This is a genomic window from Geodermatophilus sabuli (genome assembly GCF_010686765.1).
Lineage (GTDB): Bacteria > Actinomycetota > Actinomycetes > Mycobacteriales > Geodermatophilaceae > Geodermatophilus > Geodermatophilus sabuli_A.
Genome location: NZ_JAAGWF010000019.1, coordinates 134,282 through 150,396 on the forward strand (window position 1 = coordinate 134,282; position 16,115 = coordinate 150,396).

The 16,115-nt window shown below is 75.6% G+C and carries 9 protein-coding genes; 6 read left to right on the forward strand and 3 right to left on the reverse strand.

Translation table 11 applies throughout. From position 1 onward, the window contains the following. Positions 1–40: 40 nt before the first annotated feature. The 4 genes from GCU56_RS17545 to GCU56_RS17560 all read left to right on the forward strand — a co-directional run bounded on the left by GCU56_RS17545 (position 41) and on the right by GCU56_RS17560 (position 5,548). Positions 41–844 carry an exodeoxyribonuclease III gene (locus GCU56_RS17545; RefSeq protein WP_163483018.1) on the forward strand — a complete coding sequence of 268 codons (804 nt, stop codon included), beginning with the start codon at positions 41–43 and terminating at the stop codon, positions 842–844. 39 nt (positions 845–883) lie between these two features. Continuing rightward, positions 884–1,972, forward strand: coding sequence for an SPL family radical SAM protein (locus GCU56_RS17550; RefSeq protein ID WP_163483019.1), 1,089 nt, complete (start codon positions 884–886; stop codon positions 1,970–1,972). A 68-nt stretch (positions 1,973–2,040) separates the two neighbouring features. Next, complete coding sequence (gene yaaA / locus GCU56_RS17555) at positions 2,041–2,790, forward strand: peroxide stress protein YaaA (protein WP_163483020.1); 750 nt, start codon at positions 2,041–2,043, stop codon at positions 2,788–2,790. Positions 2,791–2,941: 151 nt separating this feature from the next. After that, positions 2,942–5,548 (forward strand): SpoIIE family protein phosphatase, encoded by a 2,607-nt coding sequence (locus tag GCU56_RS17560; protein WP_163483021.1) that lies wholly within the window; start codon positions 2,942–2,944, stop codon positions 5,546–5,548. Between the two features lie 55 nt (positions 5,549–5,603). On the opposite strand, the gene GCU56_RS17565 is transcribed toward GCU56_RS17560, so the two are convergent. Continuing rightward, the gene (locus tag GCU56_RS17565) at positions 5,604–7,292 is read right to left on the reverse strand and encodes a DEAD/DEAH box helicase (protein ID WP_163483022.1); all 1,689 of its coding nucleotides are present in this window, start codon (positions 7,290–7,292) and stop codon (positions 5,604–5,606) included. 218 nt (positions 7,293–7,510) lie between these two features. Between GCU56_RS17565 and GCU56_RS17570 the strand changes: the two genes are divergently transcribed. Then, a complete protein-coding gene (locus GCU56_RS17570; protein ID WP_163483023.1) occupies positions 7,511–8,932 on the forward strand; it encodes an amidase in 1,422 nt (473 codons plus the stop codon). Between the two features lie 42 nt (positions 8,933–8,974). Beyond that, entirely contained in the window at positions 8,975–9,598 is a 624-nt protein-coding gene (locus GCU56_RS17575) for a TIGR03086 family metal-binding protein (protein ID WP_163483024.1), read from the forward strand. Between the two features lie 10 nt (positions 9,599–9,608). Here the strand turns inward: GCU56_RS17575 and GCU56_RS17580 are convergent, their stop codons facing one another. Together GCU56_RS17580 and GCU56_RS17585 are read right to left on the reverse strand one after the other, a co-directional pair. Next, positions 9,609–10,967 (reverse strand): glucose-6-phosphate dehydrogenase, encoded by a 1,359-nt coding sequence (locus tag GCU56_RS17580; protein ID WP_163483025.1) that lies wholly within the window; start codon positions 10,965–10,967, stop codon positions 9,609–9,611. Positions 10,968–11,059: 92 nt separating this feature from the next. After that, a complete protein-coding gene (locus GCU56_RS17585) occupies positions 11,060–16,018 on the reverse strand; it encodes an NAD-glutamate dehydrogenase (RefSeq protein ID WP_163483026.1) in 4,959 nt (1,652 codons plus the stop codon). Positions 16,019–16,115: the final 97 nt, after the last annotated feature.

Sequence of the window (16,115 nt, forward strand, 5' to 3'; positions counted from 1 at the left end):
GGGACGGGGCCGGACGTGCACCTCCGTAGGGTCGGGCGGCATGCGGTTGGCAACGTGGAACGTGAACTCGATCCGATCCCGCGCCGACCGCGTGGCGGCCTGGTTGCAGCGCTCGGACGTCGACGTCCTGGCCCTGCAGGAGACCAAGTGCCGCGACGACCAGTTCCCCGAGATGGTCTTCAGCGCGCTGGGGTACGAGGTCGCCCACGTCGGCCACTCGCAGTGGAACGGCGTCGCCATCCTGTCCCGCGTCGGCATCGAGGACGTCGAGATCGGCTTCCCCGGCATGCCGTCCTGGTCGGCCAAGGAGGGCCAGGACCCCGCTCCCGAGGCGCGCGCGCTCGGGGCCACCTGCGGCGGTGTCCGCGTGTGGAGCCTCTACGTGCCCAACGGCCGGACGCTCACCGACCCGCACCTGCAGTACAAGCTCGAGTGGCTGGCCGCGCTCCGCAGCACCGCCGCCGCGTGGCTGGCCGACGACCCGGCCGCCCCGGTGGCCCTCGTCGGCGACTGGAACATCGCCCCGGAGGACGACGACGTCTGGGACATGGCCGTCTTCTCCCACTCGACCCACGTGTCGCCCCCCGAGCGGGCCGCGTTCCGGGCCGTCGTCGACGCCGGGTACGCCGACGTCGTCCGCCCGTACACGCCCGGGCCCGGCGTCTACACCTACTGGGACTACACCCAGCTGCGCTTTCCGCGCCGCGAGGGGATGCGGATCGACTTCGTGCTCGGCTCCCCCGCCCTGGCCGGCCGGGTGACCGGCGCCCGGATCGACCGCGAGGAGCGCAAGGGCAAGGGCGCCAGCGACCACGCCCCCGTCGTGGTCGACCTCACCCCCTGAGCGGGCCACCTCCGCCCCGGCACGGTGTTGTACGGGTCGATGCCTCCCGTCGTCGCTCCCGCTCCCACCCGCCTCTGGACCCCCGACCGCGCCCTGGTCACCCGCTCGGCCGCCGAGCGCCCGTACGGGCAGCACGTCCTGCAACGGCTGGAGCGGGCCGGGGTGACCGACGTCGAGCTCCTCCGCGGTGACCGCCTCCCCAACCTGCGCGGGGACGGCGACCGTGCCGCGTTCATGCGGGCCAAGAACACGCTGGCCCTCGTCGTGGGGGCGCCGTCCCGGCGCCGGCTGCAGCCGATCCCCCCGTCGGCCGACTGGCGGTTCGACCTCGCCGAGGGGTGCCCGGCCCACTGCCAGTACTGCTACCTGGCCGGGTCGTTGAGCGGCCCGCCGATCACCCGGGTGTTCGCCGACCTCGACGACGTCCTCGACGGGCTCGACACGTACGTGGGCCGCGGGTCGGTCACGTCCGGCACCGCGGAGCGCGGCGCCGAGGGGACGACGTTCGAGGCCTCCTGCTACACCGACCCGCTGGCCCTGGAGCACCTCACCGGCGGCCTGGCGCGGGCCATCACGTACTTCGGCACGCACGACTGGGCCGGCCCGGTGCAACTGCGGGCGACCACCAAGTTCGACGACGTCGGCGCCCTGCTGGACCTGCCGCACGCCGGTCGCACCCGGCTGCGCTTCTCGCTCAACGCCGCCTCGGTGGCCCGGCGCTTCGAGGCTGCGACCAGCCCCGTCGACGGCCGCCTCGCCGCCCTGGGGGCGGTCGCGGCAGCCGGCTATCCGGTCGGGGTCACCATCGCGCCGATCATGCCGGTCGACCGGTGGCGGGAGGGGTACGGGGACCTCCTGGACGGGATCGCCGCCGCCGTCCCCGAGGGGACCGACCTGACGGTGGAGTGCATCACCCATCGCTTCACGCCGGGCAGCAAGGCGACGCTGACCGAGTGGTACCCCCGCAGCAGGCTCGAGATGGACGAGGACCAGCGGACGACGAAGCGTGGCAAGTTCGGCGCGGTCAAGCACGTCTACCCGAGACAGACGATGACCGAGCTGCGCGGCTGGTTCCAGGACGCGGTGACCGACCGCCTGCCCGGTGCCCGCCTCCTCTACTGGACATGACGACACCTCGTACGGTCGTGCGGCCACGTCGCGGGCCGTGCCCTGAGCTCGTGAAGGGTGGGTAGGACGTGGTCCTCCTGCTGCTGCCACCGTCGGAGACCAAGGCCACCGGCGGGGACGGCGCGCCGCTGGACCTCGAGCGGCTCGCCACTCCCGAGCTGACCGCCGTGCGGACCGAGCTGACCAAGACGCTGGCCGACCTGGCCATCGACGTGCCGGCGTCGCGGGCCGCCCTCGGCCTGTCCGCGACGCAGGACGACGAGATCGCGCGCAACGCCGCGCTCACCACGAGCCCCACGATGGCCGGGCTGGAGCGCTACACCGGGGTGCTCTACGACGCCCTCGACGTCCGCTCGCTGACCCGGGCCCAACGGGCGCGCGCGGACCGGCGGCTGGCCGTCGGGTCGGCGCTGTTCGGACTGGTCCGTGGCACCGACGCCATCCCGGCATACCGGCTCTCGGCCGGCTCCGCCCTCCCCGGCCTGCCGCCCCTGCGTCAGCTCTGGCGGCCCGTGCTCGGCCCGGTGCTGGCGGCGGTGGACGAGCTGGTCGTCGACCTCCGCAGCGGCGCGTACGCCGCGCTGGCCCCGGTCCCCGGCGCCGTCACCGTGGACGTGCAGAGCGAGCGTCCGGACGGCACCCGCACCGTGGTCAGCCACGCCAACAAGGCGCACAAGGGCCGGGTCGCCCGGCTGCTGGCCACCACGACGGCCGAGCCGGGGGACGTCGTCCGGCTCCGGGCGCTGCTGCGCCGGGCGGGGTTGCACGTAGAACACGACGGGAGGGCGGCGCTCACGCTGGTGCTGCGGGCCGGATGACCGGGCACGGAGAGTCATCTCGAAAGTGATCTGTGTCAGGCCTGTTGCCCGCAACGGACCGGGCGTGACATAACTGCGGGGACGCCCGGAGCCCGGACAACGGCGGCCCGCGTCTCGAGGCCCCCGGCCGGTGCCGGGCAGAAGGGTTCCGGTGGAGACATCCCCGCGGCGTGACGGCGCCGTGCGCGCGGCCGACGTCGAGCAGGCGGCCGCCGAGCTGAGCAGTGACCCCACGCGGGTCCGCGCCGCCCGACGGCTGCGCGCGGTCGACGGCGGCAGCCTGGTCCTGGACCGGCTCGTGGAACTGGCCACCCGGCTGCTCGGCGCGGGGGCGGGGCAGATCGCGATCCTCGACGACGTCCAGACCATCGCCGGCGCCGCGGGAATGGCCCCGGGCGGCACGCTCGGCGAGACCGCGCTCACCGACTCGCTGTGCACGGTGACCGCCGCCGGCGGTGCGCCTCTGGTCGTGGCGGACGCGGCGGCCGACGAGCGGGTGCGCAGCCTCCCGCCGGTCGCGTCGGGGGCCGTCGGCGCCTACCTCGGCATACCGCTCACCGACAGCACCGCCCACGTGGTCGGCGCGCTGTGCGTCTTCGACCCGGCTCCCCGGGCCTGGTCCGACGGCGACGTCGCCACGCTGCGCCAGCTCGCGGCGTCGGTGGTCACCGAGCTGGAGTACGCGGCGCTGAGCGGCGAGTACGAGCGTCAGCACCTGCGCTGGCGCCTGGCGATGGACGCCGGCCGGGTCGGCACCTTCGACTGGGACCTGCACACCGGCGAGCTGAACTGGGACGAGCCCCTGCTCGCGATGTTCGGCTACACCGCCGGTGAGTTCGACTCGACGATCCGGGGGTTCTCGGCGCGGGTGCACCCCGACGACGTCGACCGGGTGGCCGAGGCGCTGCAGGTCTCCATCGAGACGGTCGGGGAGTACGAGGCCGAGTACCGCGTCCTCCGGCCCGACGGCGAGACGCGCTGGGTGCAGGCCCGGGGGCGGGCGCTGGGCGACCCCGAGGGCCGCGCGGTGCGGGTGGTCGGCGCCGCGTACGACACCACCGATGACCGCGACGGTCAGGCCCGGGTCGCGCGGGTGCTCGAGGCCATGCCGGCCGGCTTCTACTCGCTGGACCGGCAGTGGCGGTTCACGCACGTCAACGCCGAGGCCGAGCGGCTGCTGGGCCGCAACCGGGAGGAACTGCTCGGCGAGGTCCTCTGGGACTGCTTCCCCGGCGCGGTCGACAGCGCCTTCGAGGAGAGCTACCGCAGCGCCGTCCGGACCGGCCAGCCGGTCAACTTCGACGCCTACTACCCCGCTCCCCTGGACGGCTGGTACGAGCTGCGCGCCTGGCCGAGCCCGGAGGGGCTGTCGGTGTACTTCACCGAGGTCACCGAGCGGCTGCGGACGCGTGCCCGCGCCGAGCGGTCCGCGCAGCGGCTGGCCCTGCTGGCCCAGGTGAGCGCCGAGCTGGCCGGCACGCTGGACGCCCGGACGGCGATCGGCCGGCTCCCGAGGCTGGTCGTCCCGGCGCTGGCCCAGTGGTGCATCGTCACCGTCGTCGACGCCGAGGGCCGCCCCCGGGACGTCGGCTGGTGGCACGCCGACCCGTCCGCCCGCAGTCTGGTGGAGCGCTACACCGCCGTCCGGCTCGACGCCATGCCGGCGACCTCGCCGGTGGCCCGCGCGCTGTTCGTCGGTGAGCCGGTGCGCTCGCACGCCGGCGAGGTGGCCGCCCTGCTGCCGCCGGGCGAGGCCCGCAGCCTGCTCACCGCACTGGACCCCGGGTCGGCCGTCGCGCTGCCGCTGCGCGGGCGCGGCCGCACCCTCGGCGTGCTCACCCTGTACTACGGCCGGGGCGAGCCGGTGTCGGACGAGGACCTGGCCACCGCGCAGGACGTCGCGGACCGCGCCGGGCTGGCCCTGGACAACACCCGGCTCTACACCCAGCAGCAGCAACTGGCCGAGGGCCTGCAGCGCAGTCTGCTCACCGAGCCGCCGGAGCCCGACCACGCGGAGATCGCCGTCCGGTACCTGCCGGCCGTCGAGGCCGCACGGGTGGGCGGGGACTGGTACGACGCGTTCCTGCAGCCCTGCGGGGCGACGATGCTGGTCATCGGGGACGTGGTCGGGCACGACACCGAGGCGGCCGCCGCGATGGGTCAGCTGCGCGGTCTGCTCCGGGGCATCGCCACCTACAGCGACGCCCCTCCGGTGGAGGTGCTCCGCGGGCTGGACGCGTCCATGGCCCTGCTGCAGACGCGGGTCCTGGCGACCGCGGCGGTGGCCCGCTTCGAGCAGACCGACGACGAGCGGGAGCGCGGCGTCACCCGCATGCGCTGGGCCAACGCCGGCCACCTGCCGCCGATGGTCATCAACCCCGACGGGTCGGTGGCCGAGCTGGCGGCCTGGAAGGGCGACCTGCTGCTCGGCGTCGACGCCGCGGCACGCCGGCAGGAGTCGGTGGTGACCCTCGACCGCGGCGCGACGGTGCTGCTGTTCACCGATGGTCTGGTCGAGCGGCGGGACGCCGACCTCGACGCCGGCCTGGTCCGGCTGCGCGAGGCGCTCGTCGACCTCGCCGACCGGCCGCTGCAGGAGATGCTCGACGAGGTGCTCGAGCGGCTCGTGGAGGGACGGCCGGAGGACGACGTCGCGCTCGTCGCCGTCCGCCTGCACCCCCAGGGCCGACCGCGCCCCGCCGAGGCGGGCCCGAACGACGTCCCGGACGTCGTGCCCGCCGAGCACGGCACCGCCTGAGGGCCTGCTGCAGGGTCCCGCCGCGAGCTGGCCGGCGGTGGGGCAGCGGGGTCCTTCACCGGTCGCGGCGGACGGTCGCCTTCCGGCCCTTGATCATCGTGGCCCGCAGGGCGCGGACGACCTCGTCCGCCGCGGGCTCGGGGACCTCCACCAGCGCGAACCGCTGGTGGATCTCGATGGCACCGATGTCCCGGCCGGTCAGCCCGGTCTCCCCCGTGATGGCCCCGACAAGATCGCCGGGGCGGATCCCGGCCTCCCGGCCGAGTCCGACGAACAGCCGCGCGCCCGGGCCACCGGCCGGACGCCCGCCCCGCGGTGCCGCACCGCGGCTGCCCCGGGCGTCGGGCCGCCCCCCGCTGTCGGGACGGAAGGTGACCTGCGGGAGCTCCTCGTCGTCGTCGGTGCCACCGCCGGCCTCGTGGGCGAGCTTGACCGCCGCCAGCGCGACCTCGAACAGGTCGAACTCGTCGGTGAGGGTCTCGACGACCGCCCGGAAGCGCTCCAGGTCGTCCTCCAGGAGGCTCTCGCGCAGCGCCGCGCGGGTGAGCTCCAGCCGACGGGCCCGCAGGTCGGCGACGGTCGGTACCTTCTCGACGGTGATCGGCGCGCCCGCGACCTTCTCGATCGTCTTGAGCATCCGGTGCTCGCGCGGCTCGGCCAGGGTGATCGCCACGCCCTCCCGGCCCGCGCGACCCACCCGCCCGATCCGGTGCACGTAGGACTCGGGCGCGGAGGGGACGTCGTAGTTGACGACGTGCGTCAACTGCTCGATGTCCAGGCCGCGGGCGGCGACGTCGGTCGCCACCAGCAGGTCAGCGGTCCCCCCGCGCAGCCGGCCCATGACGCGGTCGCGCTGCTCCTGGCTCATCCCGCCGTGCAGCGCCTCGGCGCGGTAGCCGCGGCCGTTGAGCGTCTCGGTGAGCGTGTCCACCTCCTCGCGGGTGCGGCAGAAGACGATCGCCGCCGTGGGGGCCTCGATGTCGAGCACCCGCCCGAGCGCGGCCGCCTTGGCCGCGCGCGGCACGACGTAGGCGGTCTGGCGGACCCGCGGCGACTCGCCCGAGGCGGCCTTCTCGCGGGCGATGGTGATCCGGACCGGGTCGTCGAGGTGCCGGCGGGCGAGGGCGTCGAGCCGGCGGGGCATCGTCGCGGAGAACAGCACGGTCTGCCGCGTCTCCGGCGTCTCGTCGAGGATGGCCTCGAGGTCCTCGGCGAAGCCCATGTCGAGCATCTCGTCGGCCTCGTCCAGGACGACGGTGGCGACGTCACCCAGGTGCAGGCTGCCCCGCTGGAGGAGGTCCAGCGCCCGGCCGGGGGTGGCGACGACGACGTCGACCCCGGACTGGAGGCCCTTGAGCTGGCGGACGATGGGGGCTCCGCCGTAGACCGGCAGCACCCGGGCGCCGATCTCCCGGCCGTAGCGGTGCAGCGCCTCGGACACCTGGATGGCGAGCTCCCGGGTGGGCACCAGGACGATCGCCACCGGTGCGCGGTCGGTGCGGTGCGCGGGGAGGCGCTGCAGCACCGGCAACGCGAACGCGGCGGTCTTCCCCGTGCCCGTCGCCGCCTGGCCGAGCAGGTCGCGCCCGGCCACCAGCGGCGGGATCGCCTCCTGCTGGATCGGCGTGGGCTCCTCGTAGCCCAGGGCGGTGAGGGCCTGGACCAGCTCCGGTCGCAGTCCCAGGGCCGGGAAGGTGACGCCGTCCGCGGCCGGGTCGGGGTCGGTCGATCGCTCGTCGCTCATCGGGGGACATCGTTCCCCCGCCGCCGGCCGCGCGCTCCCCCGGGGCACGCACGGTGGTGCTCCACGCAGGGGGGGACGGCACCTGGCCGCGGTCGGGCCGAGTGGGGGCCGGAGGCCTCCGCGCAGGCGCGACGGTGGTGCTCCACGCAGCCGGGGGACGGCACCTGGCCGCGGTGTCGTCCGGAGGACGACGTCGAACACTGTGGCAACCTCGTGCGGTGACCGCGCCCACTGACGAGCTCTGCCTGCGCCCGGCCACGGAGCTCGCCGCCCTGATCCGCACCCGGAAGCTCTCGGCCCGGGAGCTGACCGACGCCTGCCTGGAGCGGATCGAGCGGCTGGACGAGCGGGTCAACGCGATCGTCACCCTGGACGCCGACGGGGCCCGCGCCGCGGCCGACGCCGCCGACGCGGCCCTGGCGGCGGGGGAGGACGTCGGCCCGCTGCACGGGCTGCCGGTCGCGCACAAGGACACCCACGCCACCGGTGGCATGCGCACCACCTACGGCTCGCCCCTGCACGCCGGCACGGTGCCCGCCGAGGACGAGCTGGTCGTCGGCCGGCTGCGGGCGGCAGGGACGATCCGGCTGGGCAAGACCAACACGCCGGAGTTCGCGGCCGGCTCGCACACGTTCAACTCCCTGTTCGGCGCGACCCACAACCCCTACCGGCACGGGCTGTCGGCCGGCGGGTCCAGCGGAGGCGCGGCCGCCGCGCTGGCCGCGGGCTTCGTCCCGGTCGCCGAGGGCAGTGACATGGGCGGCTCGCTGCGCAACCCGGCGGCCTTCTGCAACGTCGTCGGCCTGCGGCCCACACCCGGCCGGGTGCCCACGTGGCCGGCGGCGATCGGCTGGTCGCAGCTGTCGGTACAGGGCCCCATGGGCCGCACGGTCGCCGACGTCGCGCTGACCCTGTCGGCGGTGGCCGGCCCGGACCCGCGGGTGCCCATCTCCCTCGGCGACCCGGGAGCGCCGTTCGCCGCCCCGCTGCCCGAGCGCCTCGACGGCCTGCGGGTCGCCTGGGCGCCGGATCTGGGCGGCCGGGTGCGGGTCGACCCGGCGATCACCGCGGTGCTGGCCGAGTCGGTGCGGGTCTTCGAGGAGCTCGGGGCGACGGTCGAGCCCGACTGCCCCGACCTGTCCGGCGCGGACGACGTCTTCGGGACCCTGCGCGCCTGGCTGTTCGACGCCTCGTTCACCGAGCTCGCCCGGCAGCACCCGGACCAGGTGAAGGAGTCCATCCGGTGGAACGCCGAGCTGGGCGCGCGGCTCTCCGGCGCCGACATCGCCCGGGCCGAGGTCGCCCACACGGCGCTGTACGAGCGGGTGGTGGCGTTCTTCGAGCGCTACGACGCGCTGCTGGCGCCGGCGACCCAGGTGGTGCCCTTCCCCGTGGAGCAGGAGTACCCGACCTCGATCGACGGAGTCGAGCTGGGGGACTACCTCGAGTGGATGCGGGCCTGCACGCTGATCACGCCCACCGGGTGCCCCGCGCTGTCGGTGCCGGGCGGGTTCACCCCCGAGGGCCTGCCGGTCGGGCTCCAGGTCGTCACCGCACCCCGCGCCGACCGCCGGGCGCTCGAGGTGGGGCACGCCTTCGAGCAGGCGACCCGCTTCGGCAGCCGCCGTCCGCCGCTCTGACGGACGGCGATGAGTCCGGGCGGCGGCGGGGGTCTTCCCTCCATGACTGCCGACGCTGGGATCGACGAACGCCACCGCACCGAGGTCACCGAGCGCTACCGCCGCCGCGCCGACGTCTTCGAGGCGACCGTGGCGGCCGTCGACCCGGCCGACTGGTCGCGGCAGTCGCCGTGCGCGGAGTGGGACGCCCGCGACGTCGTCCGGCACATCGTGGAGATGCAGGGCGTGGCGCTGCGCCCGCACGGCCGGTCGGTCCCGGCCACGCCGTCCGTGGACGACGACCCGCTCGCCGCCTTCCGCGCGGCCCGCACCGCGGTGGAGGCCGTCCTCGCCGACCCCGAGCTGTCGGCCCGGCCGACCGAGACCCCCGCGGGTTCGATGCCCGGTGTCGACCTGGTCGACCGGGTGGCCAGCGCCGACCTGGTGCTGCACCGCTGGGACCTGGCCCGGGCCACCGGGCAGGACGACACCATCGACCCCGACGAGCTGGCCGCCATGTGGCCGGGCCTGCAGGAGATCCCGGACGTCATGCGGGTGCCCGAGGCGTTCGGGCCGGGCGTCGTCGTCTTCGGCCCGGCGGTGGAGGTGCCCGAGGACGCTCCGCTGCAGGACCGCGCCCTCGGCCTGATCGGTCGCGACCCGGCCTGGACCCCACCGGCGCGCTGAGCGGCGGCCCTCACCCCGGCACGGGGCCGTCGGAGCCGGCCGGGTACTCCCGCAGCGGCACCTCCCCGGCCGCCCAGGCGGCCAGGATCGGCTCCACGATCCGCCACGACTCCTCGGCCTCCGCGGCACTGACCGACAGCACGCGGTTCCCGGCCAGCAGCTCCCGCAGGAGCAGTCCGTACGCCGACAGCCGGCGCGTCGGCAGCTCCAGCGCCAGCGCGCGCCGCTCCAGGTCGAACGGGTCGCCGGCCCCGTTGAGGTTGAGCTCCAGGGAGACCCCGTCCGGGTCGAAGGTGAGCCGCAGGACGTCGGGCTCGGCAGCGCCGTCGCCGAACGCCAGGTGCGGCACGGGCTTGAAGCGGATCACCATCTCCTGCCGGTCGGCCCCCAGGGCCTTGCCCGACCGCAGCCGGAACGGCACCCCCGCCCAGCGCCAGTTGTCGATGGTCACCGTGTACTCGGCGTAGGTCTCGGTCCCCCGGTCGGGGTCCACGCCTTCCTCCGCGGTGTAGTCGGGGAGCTCGCGGCCCGCGACGGTGCCGGCGGTGTACCGGGCCCGCAGCGTGTCGCGGGCCATGTCGGCCGGCGGGCGGACGGCACGCAGCACGTCCGCCCGGCGCGCGGCCAGGCTCGGCCCGTCGATCGCCGCCGGCGGCTCCATCGCGACCAGTGCCAGCTGCTGCAGCAGGTGGTTCTGCAGCATGTCGCGCAGCGCACCGGCGGTGTCGTAGTAGCCGGCCCGGCCCTCCAGGCCGAGGGTCTCGTCGAAGACGATGTCCACGCGCTCCACGTGCCCCGCGTTCCACACCGGCTCGAACAGGCGGTTGGCGAAGCGCAGTCCGAGCAGGTTCAGCACCGTCTGGGTGGCCGTGAAGTGGTCGACGCGGTGCACGGCGTCCTCGGGCAGCAGCCGGTGCAGGACGGCGTTGAGCTCGCGCGCGTCCTCGACCCCGGTGCCGAACGGCTTCTCGACGGCGACCGCCGCTCCCTCGGGCAGACCGACCTGGCCCAGGGCTTCGAGGGTGTCGCGGAAGACCGTGTTGGGCAGCGCCAGGTAGACGACGGGCACCCCGCCCGCCCGCTCCAGCGCCCGGCGCAGGTCGTCGGCCTCGGTCACCGATCCCTGCTGGTACCCGAGCCGGCCGACCAGCCGGGCACGGGACTCCTCGGGCACGTGGTCGGCGTGCTCCCCGAGCTGCTCGCGGGCCCACGACCGGTAGTCGTCGTCGGAGCCGTCGTGCCGCCCGACCGCCAGCACCGTCTGGTCGTCGGCCAGCTCGCCGGCGTCGTCGAGCTCGGCCAGGCCGGGCAGCAGGAAGCGGCCGGTGAGGTCGCCGGATCCGCCGAGGACGACGAGGGGACGGGTCATGGCCCTCCCCTCCCCCGTCGGCACCGGCCCGCAAACCGCTCTGCCGGCGTCTACGGCTCTCTAGTGCTCAGGCCAGAGAACCGCAGACGCGGCTAGGTGCGCCGTCGGAGGCCGCGCAGGGTCCGGACGGCGACCAGCAGCTCGGCCAGCTCCTGGCGGTCCCCTGAGGCGATGTCGACCAGCTGTGCCGCAGCCCGCTGCTGGGTGCCGTCCCAGCCACCGGCCCAGCGCGCCACCAGCTCGTCCGCGGGTTCGGCGTCGCCGCGCCGGCCGGCCAGCACGTCGGCGGTGAGCGCCGCCTGCTCGGTGGCCAGGTCGTCGCGCAGGCTGGCTCGCGCCATCGAGGGCCACCGGCGATCACGGGGCAGGGCGATGACGAGCTCGCGCAGCGGCACCAGCGCCAGCCGCTCGGCCAGGCACTGCTGCACCCGGCCGGCCAGGTCGATCGGCGCGCCGGTGCGCTCGGCGACGACGGCGAGGTCGAGGGCGGCCGGCAGCAGCGGTGCGGCGGCCACCTCGGCGGCCAGCGGCCCCGGCACACCGGACCTCTCCAGCCGGCTCGCGCGCTCGGAGTAGCCGGCGGCCTCCGCGCCGAGCAGCCACGACGGCAGGCCGTCGCGGACCGCGGCCACCGGTGCGGCGAACCGGTCCGTCACCTCCCCGATCCGGGCGGCCTGGTCCGCGGCCAGCTCGGGGAGGGCCAGCAGCCACCGGGTGGCCCGCTCGGCCAGCCGGGTGGCCTCGGTGCGCAGCTCCACCTGGGTGCCGGCCGACACCTGGTTGTCCAGCGGGCGGACGGCGTCCCACAGCCGGTCCACCTCGAAGACGGCACGGGCCACCGCGTGCGCCCGGACCACCCCGGCCAGCGGCACCCCGGTCTCCTCCACCAGCCGGAACAGGCCGGTCACCCCGGCGGTGTTGACCGCCCGGTTGGTCAGCGCCGTGGCGACGATCTCCCGGCGCAGCGGGTGGCTCACGACAGCGGACGGGAAGCGCCGGCGCAGCTCGGTCGGGAAGTACGCCTCGAGCAGCCCCTCCAGCGCCGGGTCGTCGGGCAGGTCACCGGCCAGGACGGCGTCGCCCGTCTCGAGCTTGGCGTAGGCCAGCAGCACCGACAGCTCCGGACCGGTGAGGGCGTGCCCGTCGCGGCGCCGCTCGCCCAGAGCCCGGTCGTCGGGCAGGGCTTCGACGCTGCGCACCAGGCGGCCGGAGCGCTCGAGAGCGCGGAGGAACCGCTGGTGGGCGTCGAGGAGGCTGCGGGCGGCGGTCACCTCGGCGGCCAGCGTCGCGTTCTGCGCGTGGTTGTCGGTGAGGACGGCGGCGGCCACCTCGTCGGTCATCTGGCCCAGCAGCTCGGCGCGGCTCCCGGCGTCCAGCTCGCCGGCGTCCACCACGCGGTTGAGCGCGATCTTGATGTTCACCTCGTGGTCGGAGGTGTCCACGCCCGCGGAGTTGTCGATGGCGTCGGTGTTGACCTTGCCGCCGGCCAGGGCGTACTCCACCCGGCCGCGCTGGGTCAGCCCCAGGTTGCCGCCCTCCCCCACCACGCGGACCCGCAGGTCACGGCCGTCCACCCGCACCGCGTCGTTGGCCTTGTCCCCGACGTCCAGCGCGCTCTCGGCCGCGGCCTTGACGTAGGTACCGATGCCGCCGTTGAACAGCAGGTCGACCGGGGCCAGCAGCACGGCGCGGATGAGCTCGACCGGCGGCAGCGCCTCGACGTCGTCGGGCAGCCCCAGGGCCGCGCGCATCGGCTCGCTGACCGGGATGGACTTGACCGTCCGCGGCCACACGCCGCCGCCCGGGCTGATCAGCGACGCGTCGTAGTCCGCCCACGACGAGCGGGGCAGGTCGAACAGCCGGCGCCGCTCGTCGTAGGAGGTGGGCGCGTCGGGCGTGGGGTCGACGAAGACGTGCCGGTGGTCGAAGGCGGCGACCAGGCGGATGTGCGGCGACAGCAGCATGCCGTTGCCGAAGACGTCGCCGGACATGTCGCCGACCCCGACCACGGTGAAGTCCTGGCGCTGCACGTCGAGGTCCAGCTCGCGGAAGTGCCGGGTCACCGACTCCCACGCGCCCCGGGCGGTGATGCCCATGGCCTTGTGGTCGTAGCCGACCGACCCCCCGGAGGCGAAGGCGTCGCCCAGCCAGAACCCGCGCTCGAGCGCGACCGAGTTGGCCAGGTCGGAGAAGGTCGCCGTCCCCTTGTCGGCGGCGACGACCAGGTAGCTGTCGTCGCCGTCGTGCCGGACCACGCGGTCGGGGGGCACCAGCTCGCCGTCGACCAGGTTGTCGGTCAGCGCCAGCAGCGCGCCGATGAAGAGCCGGTAGCAGGCCTGCCCCTCGGCGAGGACGGCGTCACGGGAGGCCGGGTGGGCGGGGTCGGTCACAGCCGGCGGGTTCTTGACGACGAAGCCGCCCTTGGCGCCGGTCGGCACGATCACGGTGTTCTTCACCATCTGCGCCTTGACCAGCCCCAGCACCTCGGTGCGGAGGTCCTCGTGCCGGTCGGACCAGCGCAGCCCGCCCCGGGCGACGGCGCCGAAGCGCAGGTGCACGCCCATCACCCGCGGCGAGCTGACCCACACCTCGCGGGCCGGCCGCGGCTCGGGGACGTCAGGGACGGCGTGCGGGTCGAGCTTGAGCGCCAGGGGGCCGCCCACGTAGTACGTGGTGCGCTGGGTGGCCGTGACGGCGGCCAGCAGGGCGGTGAGCACGCGGTCGGCGTCCAGGGACTCCACCCGGCCGATGGCCTCCCGCAGCGACTCGACCAGCACCCGCTGGCGGTCGTCCCGTCCGGCGTCGCGGCCGGGCGAGAAGCGCGCCTCGAACAGGGCGACCAGCCGGGCGACGACGTCCGGGTGCGCGGCCAGCGTCGTCTCCACGTACCGCTGGCCGAAGGGCAGCCCGGCCTGGCGCAGCCACTGGACGTAGGCGCGGACCACCGACACCTGCCGCCAGTTCAGCCCGGCCAGCAGCACCAGCGCGCCCAGCCCGTCGTCCTCCGCGTCGCCGCGCCAGACGGCGGACAGTGCGTCGGTGAACCGCTCGGGCAGCGAGCCGGGGAAGGGCAGCTCACCGCCGGGCGAGGTGAGCCCGAAGTCGTAGATCCAGGCCAGCGGCGCCCCGATCCGGTCGATCTCGTAGGGCCGCTCGTCGATGACGTCCACGCCCATGTGCTGCAGCATCGGCAGGACGTCGGAGAGCAGCAGCCGCTCCCCCACCCGGTAGACCGCCAGGCGGGGTTCGGTGGCCGAGCTCCCCGCCGCGCGGCGCAGCACGAGGCCGATCTCCCCCTCCCCCAGCGCGTCGAGCCGTTCCAGGTCCTCGACCGCGGCCGAGGCGGGGAAGTCCTCCTGGTAGACGGCCGGGAACGCGTCCCCCGCCCGGGCCAGCCGGCGCTCGGCGTCGGCCCCGTAGCGGACGGCGAGGGCGTCGGCGAGGTCGTCGGTCCAGCTGCGCGCCACCGCGGCCAGGGCGGCCTGCAGCGACGGGACGTCGACGTCGGGCAGCGTCGGCGGCCCGCGGCGGGCCACCGGCGGGCGGACGACGAAGTGCAGCCGGGCCAGCACCGACTCGGTGATCCGCGCCGTGTACTCGATGCTCGAGCCCCCGAGCCGCTCCAGCAGCAGCTGCTGGATGTCCAGCCGCACCTCGGTCGTGTACCGGTCCCGCGGCAGGTAGACCAGCGCGGACCAGAACCGGTTGCCCGGGTCGCCACGGAGGAACAGCCGGGTCTGCCGGCGTTCCTGCAGGTAGAGCACGGCCAGGGCGACCGGCAGCAGCTCGTCGGTGCCGACCTGGAAGAGCTCGTCGCGGGGATAGGTCTCCAGGACGTCGAGCAGTTCCTTGCCGGTGTGGCTGTCGGCCGGCACGCCGGAGCGGTCGACGACCTCGGCGACCTTCCGCCGCACCAGGGGGACGTCGCGGACGCCGTGCGCGTAGGCGGCGGTCGGGAACAGCCCGACGAGGCGGTGCTGGCGGGCCGGCCCGCCCTCGTCGGTCGGCAGCGTCACCGTCACCAGGTCCAGCCAGGCTCGGCGGTGCACGCTCGACCGGCTGTCGGCCTTGGTGACGGTGACCAGCGCGGTCCCCGAGGCGGCGGCCCCCTCCGGCGCACCGCCCGCCCCGGCGTCGCTGCGCAGCACGCCCAGGCCGCTGCCCGGGACCGGCCGGGACGACGTCCGCCCCCGCTGCGCGGCCGGCTCGACGTCGCGCGCGCCGAGGAAGACGAAGTTGCCCTCGGTGAGCCACCGCAGCAGGGCCGCGGCCTCGGCGGGGTCGCCGGCGGGGTCGCCGGCGGCCGCGCCGGACGGGAGCGCGATGCGCTCCAGCCGGTCGGCGAGGTCCAGCGCGCGGTCGCGCATCCGGCCGGCGTCCTCGTCGACCGCCCGGACGTCGGCGAGCACGGTGCGCAGCCCGGCGGCCAGGTCACCGGCCGCCTCGTCGTCCAGCGGACCGTCGAGCACCACGGCCATCCAGGACTCGGCGAGGGCGTCGGGGCCGCAGCCGCCGGGTTCGGCGCTGTCGCAGAAGGCGCGGATCCGGCCGGCCAGGTCACGGCGGATGACCAGGACCGGGTGGACGACGTGCTCGATCCGGAACCCCTGCCGGACCACCTCGGCGGTGACGGAGTCGACGAGGAACGGCATGTCGTCGGTGACCACCAGCAGCATGGAGCGCGGCCCGGAGTCGCCGTGCGCCCGGAGCTGCTGCACGTCCACGGTGGCCGAGCCCTGCGGCCGGACCTCGGCCAGCCGGAGGTGCCCCAGGGCGAGGTCGGCGAGGTCGGCGAGGTCGTGGTCGAGCACCTCCGCCGCCGGCTCGCTCCAGTAGTAGCGGCGCAGCAGGGCCGGCACGTCGGCCGGGGTGCAGCCGGTCGGCAGCCCCGCGCCGGAGTCGAGGGCCGCGGCGGCGGCCTGTTCCAGCAGCCGGCGCTTCTCGTCGCGAGCCGCCTCGAGGGCGGCCAGCTCAGTCGCGGCGGCCGGGATGTCGTCGTCCGCTGCGGCCGGTCCCGGGGTGGCCGGGACCGTGCCGGTGGTGCTGACCATGCCGCCTGACGCTAGTCGACCGACCCGGTCCTCCCCACCGCTCACGGGCGCGCGGCGAGCCCCCGGACGGGGACGGCGCGCGGCCCCTGTCGTGCTC

Coding starts and splice junctions, on each gene's coding strand:
- GCU56_RS17575 (WP_163483024.1), top strand. CDS start 8,975: ATGACTGCCGACGCTGGGATCGACGAACGCCACCGCACCGAGGTCACC.
- GCU56_RS17585 (WP_163483026.1), bottom strand. CDS start 16,018: ATGGTCAGCACCACCGGCACGGTCCCGGCCACCCCGGGACCGGCCGCA.
- GCU56_RS17545 (WP_163483018.1), top strand. CDS start 41: ATGCGGTTGGCAACGTGGAACGTGAACTCGATCCGATCCCGCGCCGAC.
- GCU56_RS17550 (WP_163483019.1), top strand. CDS start 884: ATGCCTCCCGTCGTCGCTCCCGCTCCCACCCGCCTCTGGACCCCCGAC.
- GCU56_RS17565 (WP_163483022.1), bottom strand. CDS start 7,292: ATGAGCGACGAGCGATCGACCGACCCCGACCCGGCCGCGGACGGCGTC.
- GCU56_RS17580 (WP_163483025.1), bottom strand. CDS start 10,967: ATGACCCGTCCCCTCGTCGTCCTCGGCGGATCCGGCGACCTCACCGGC.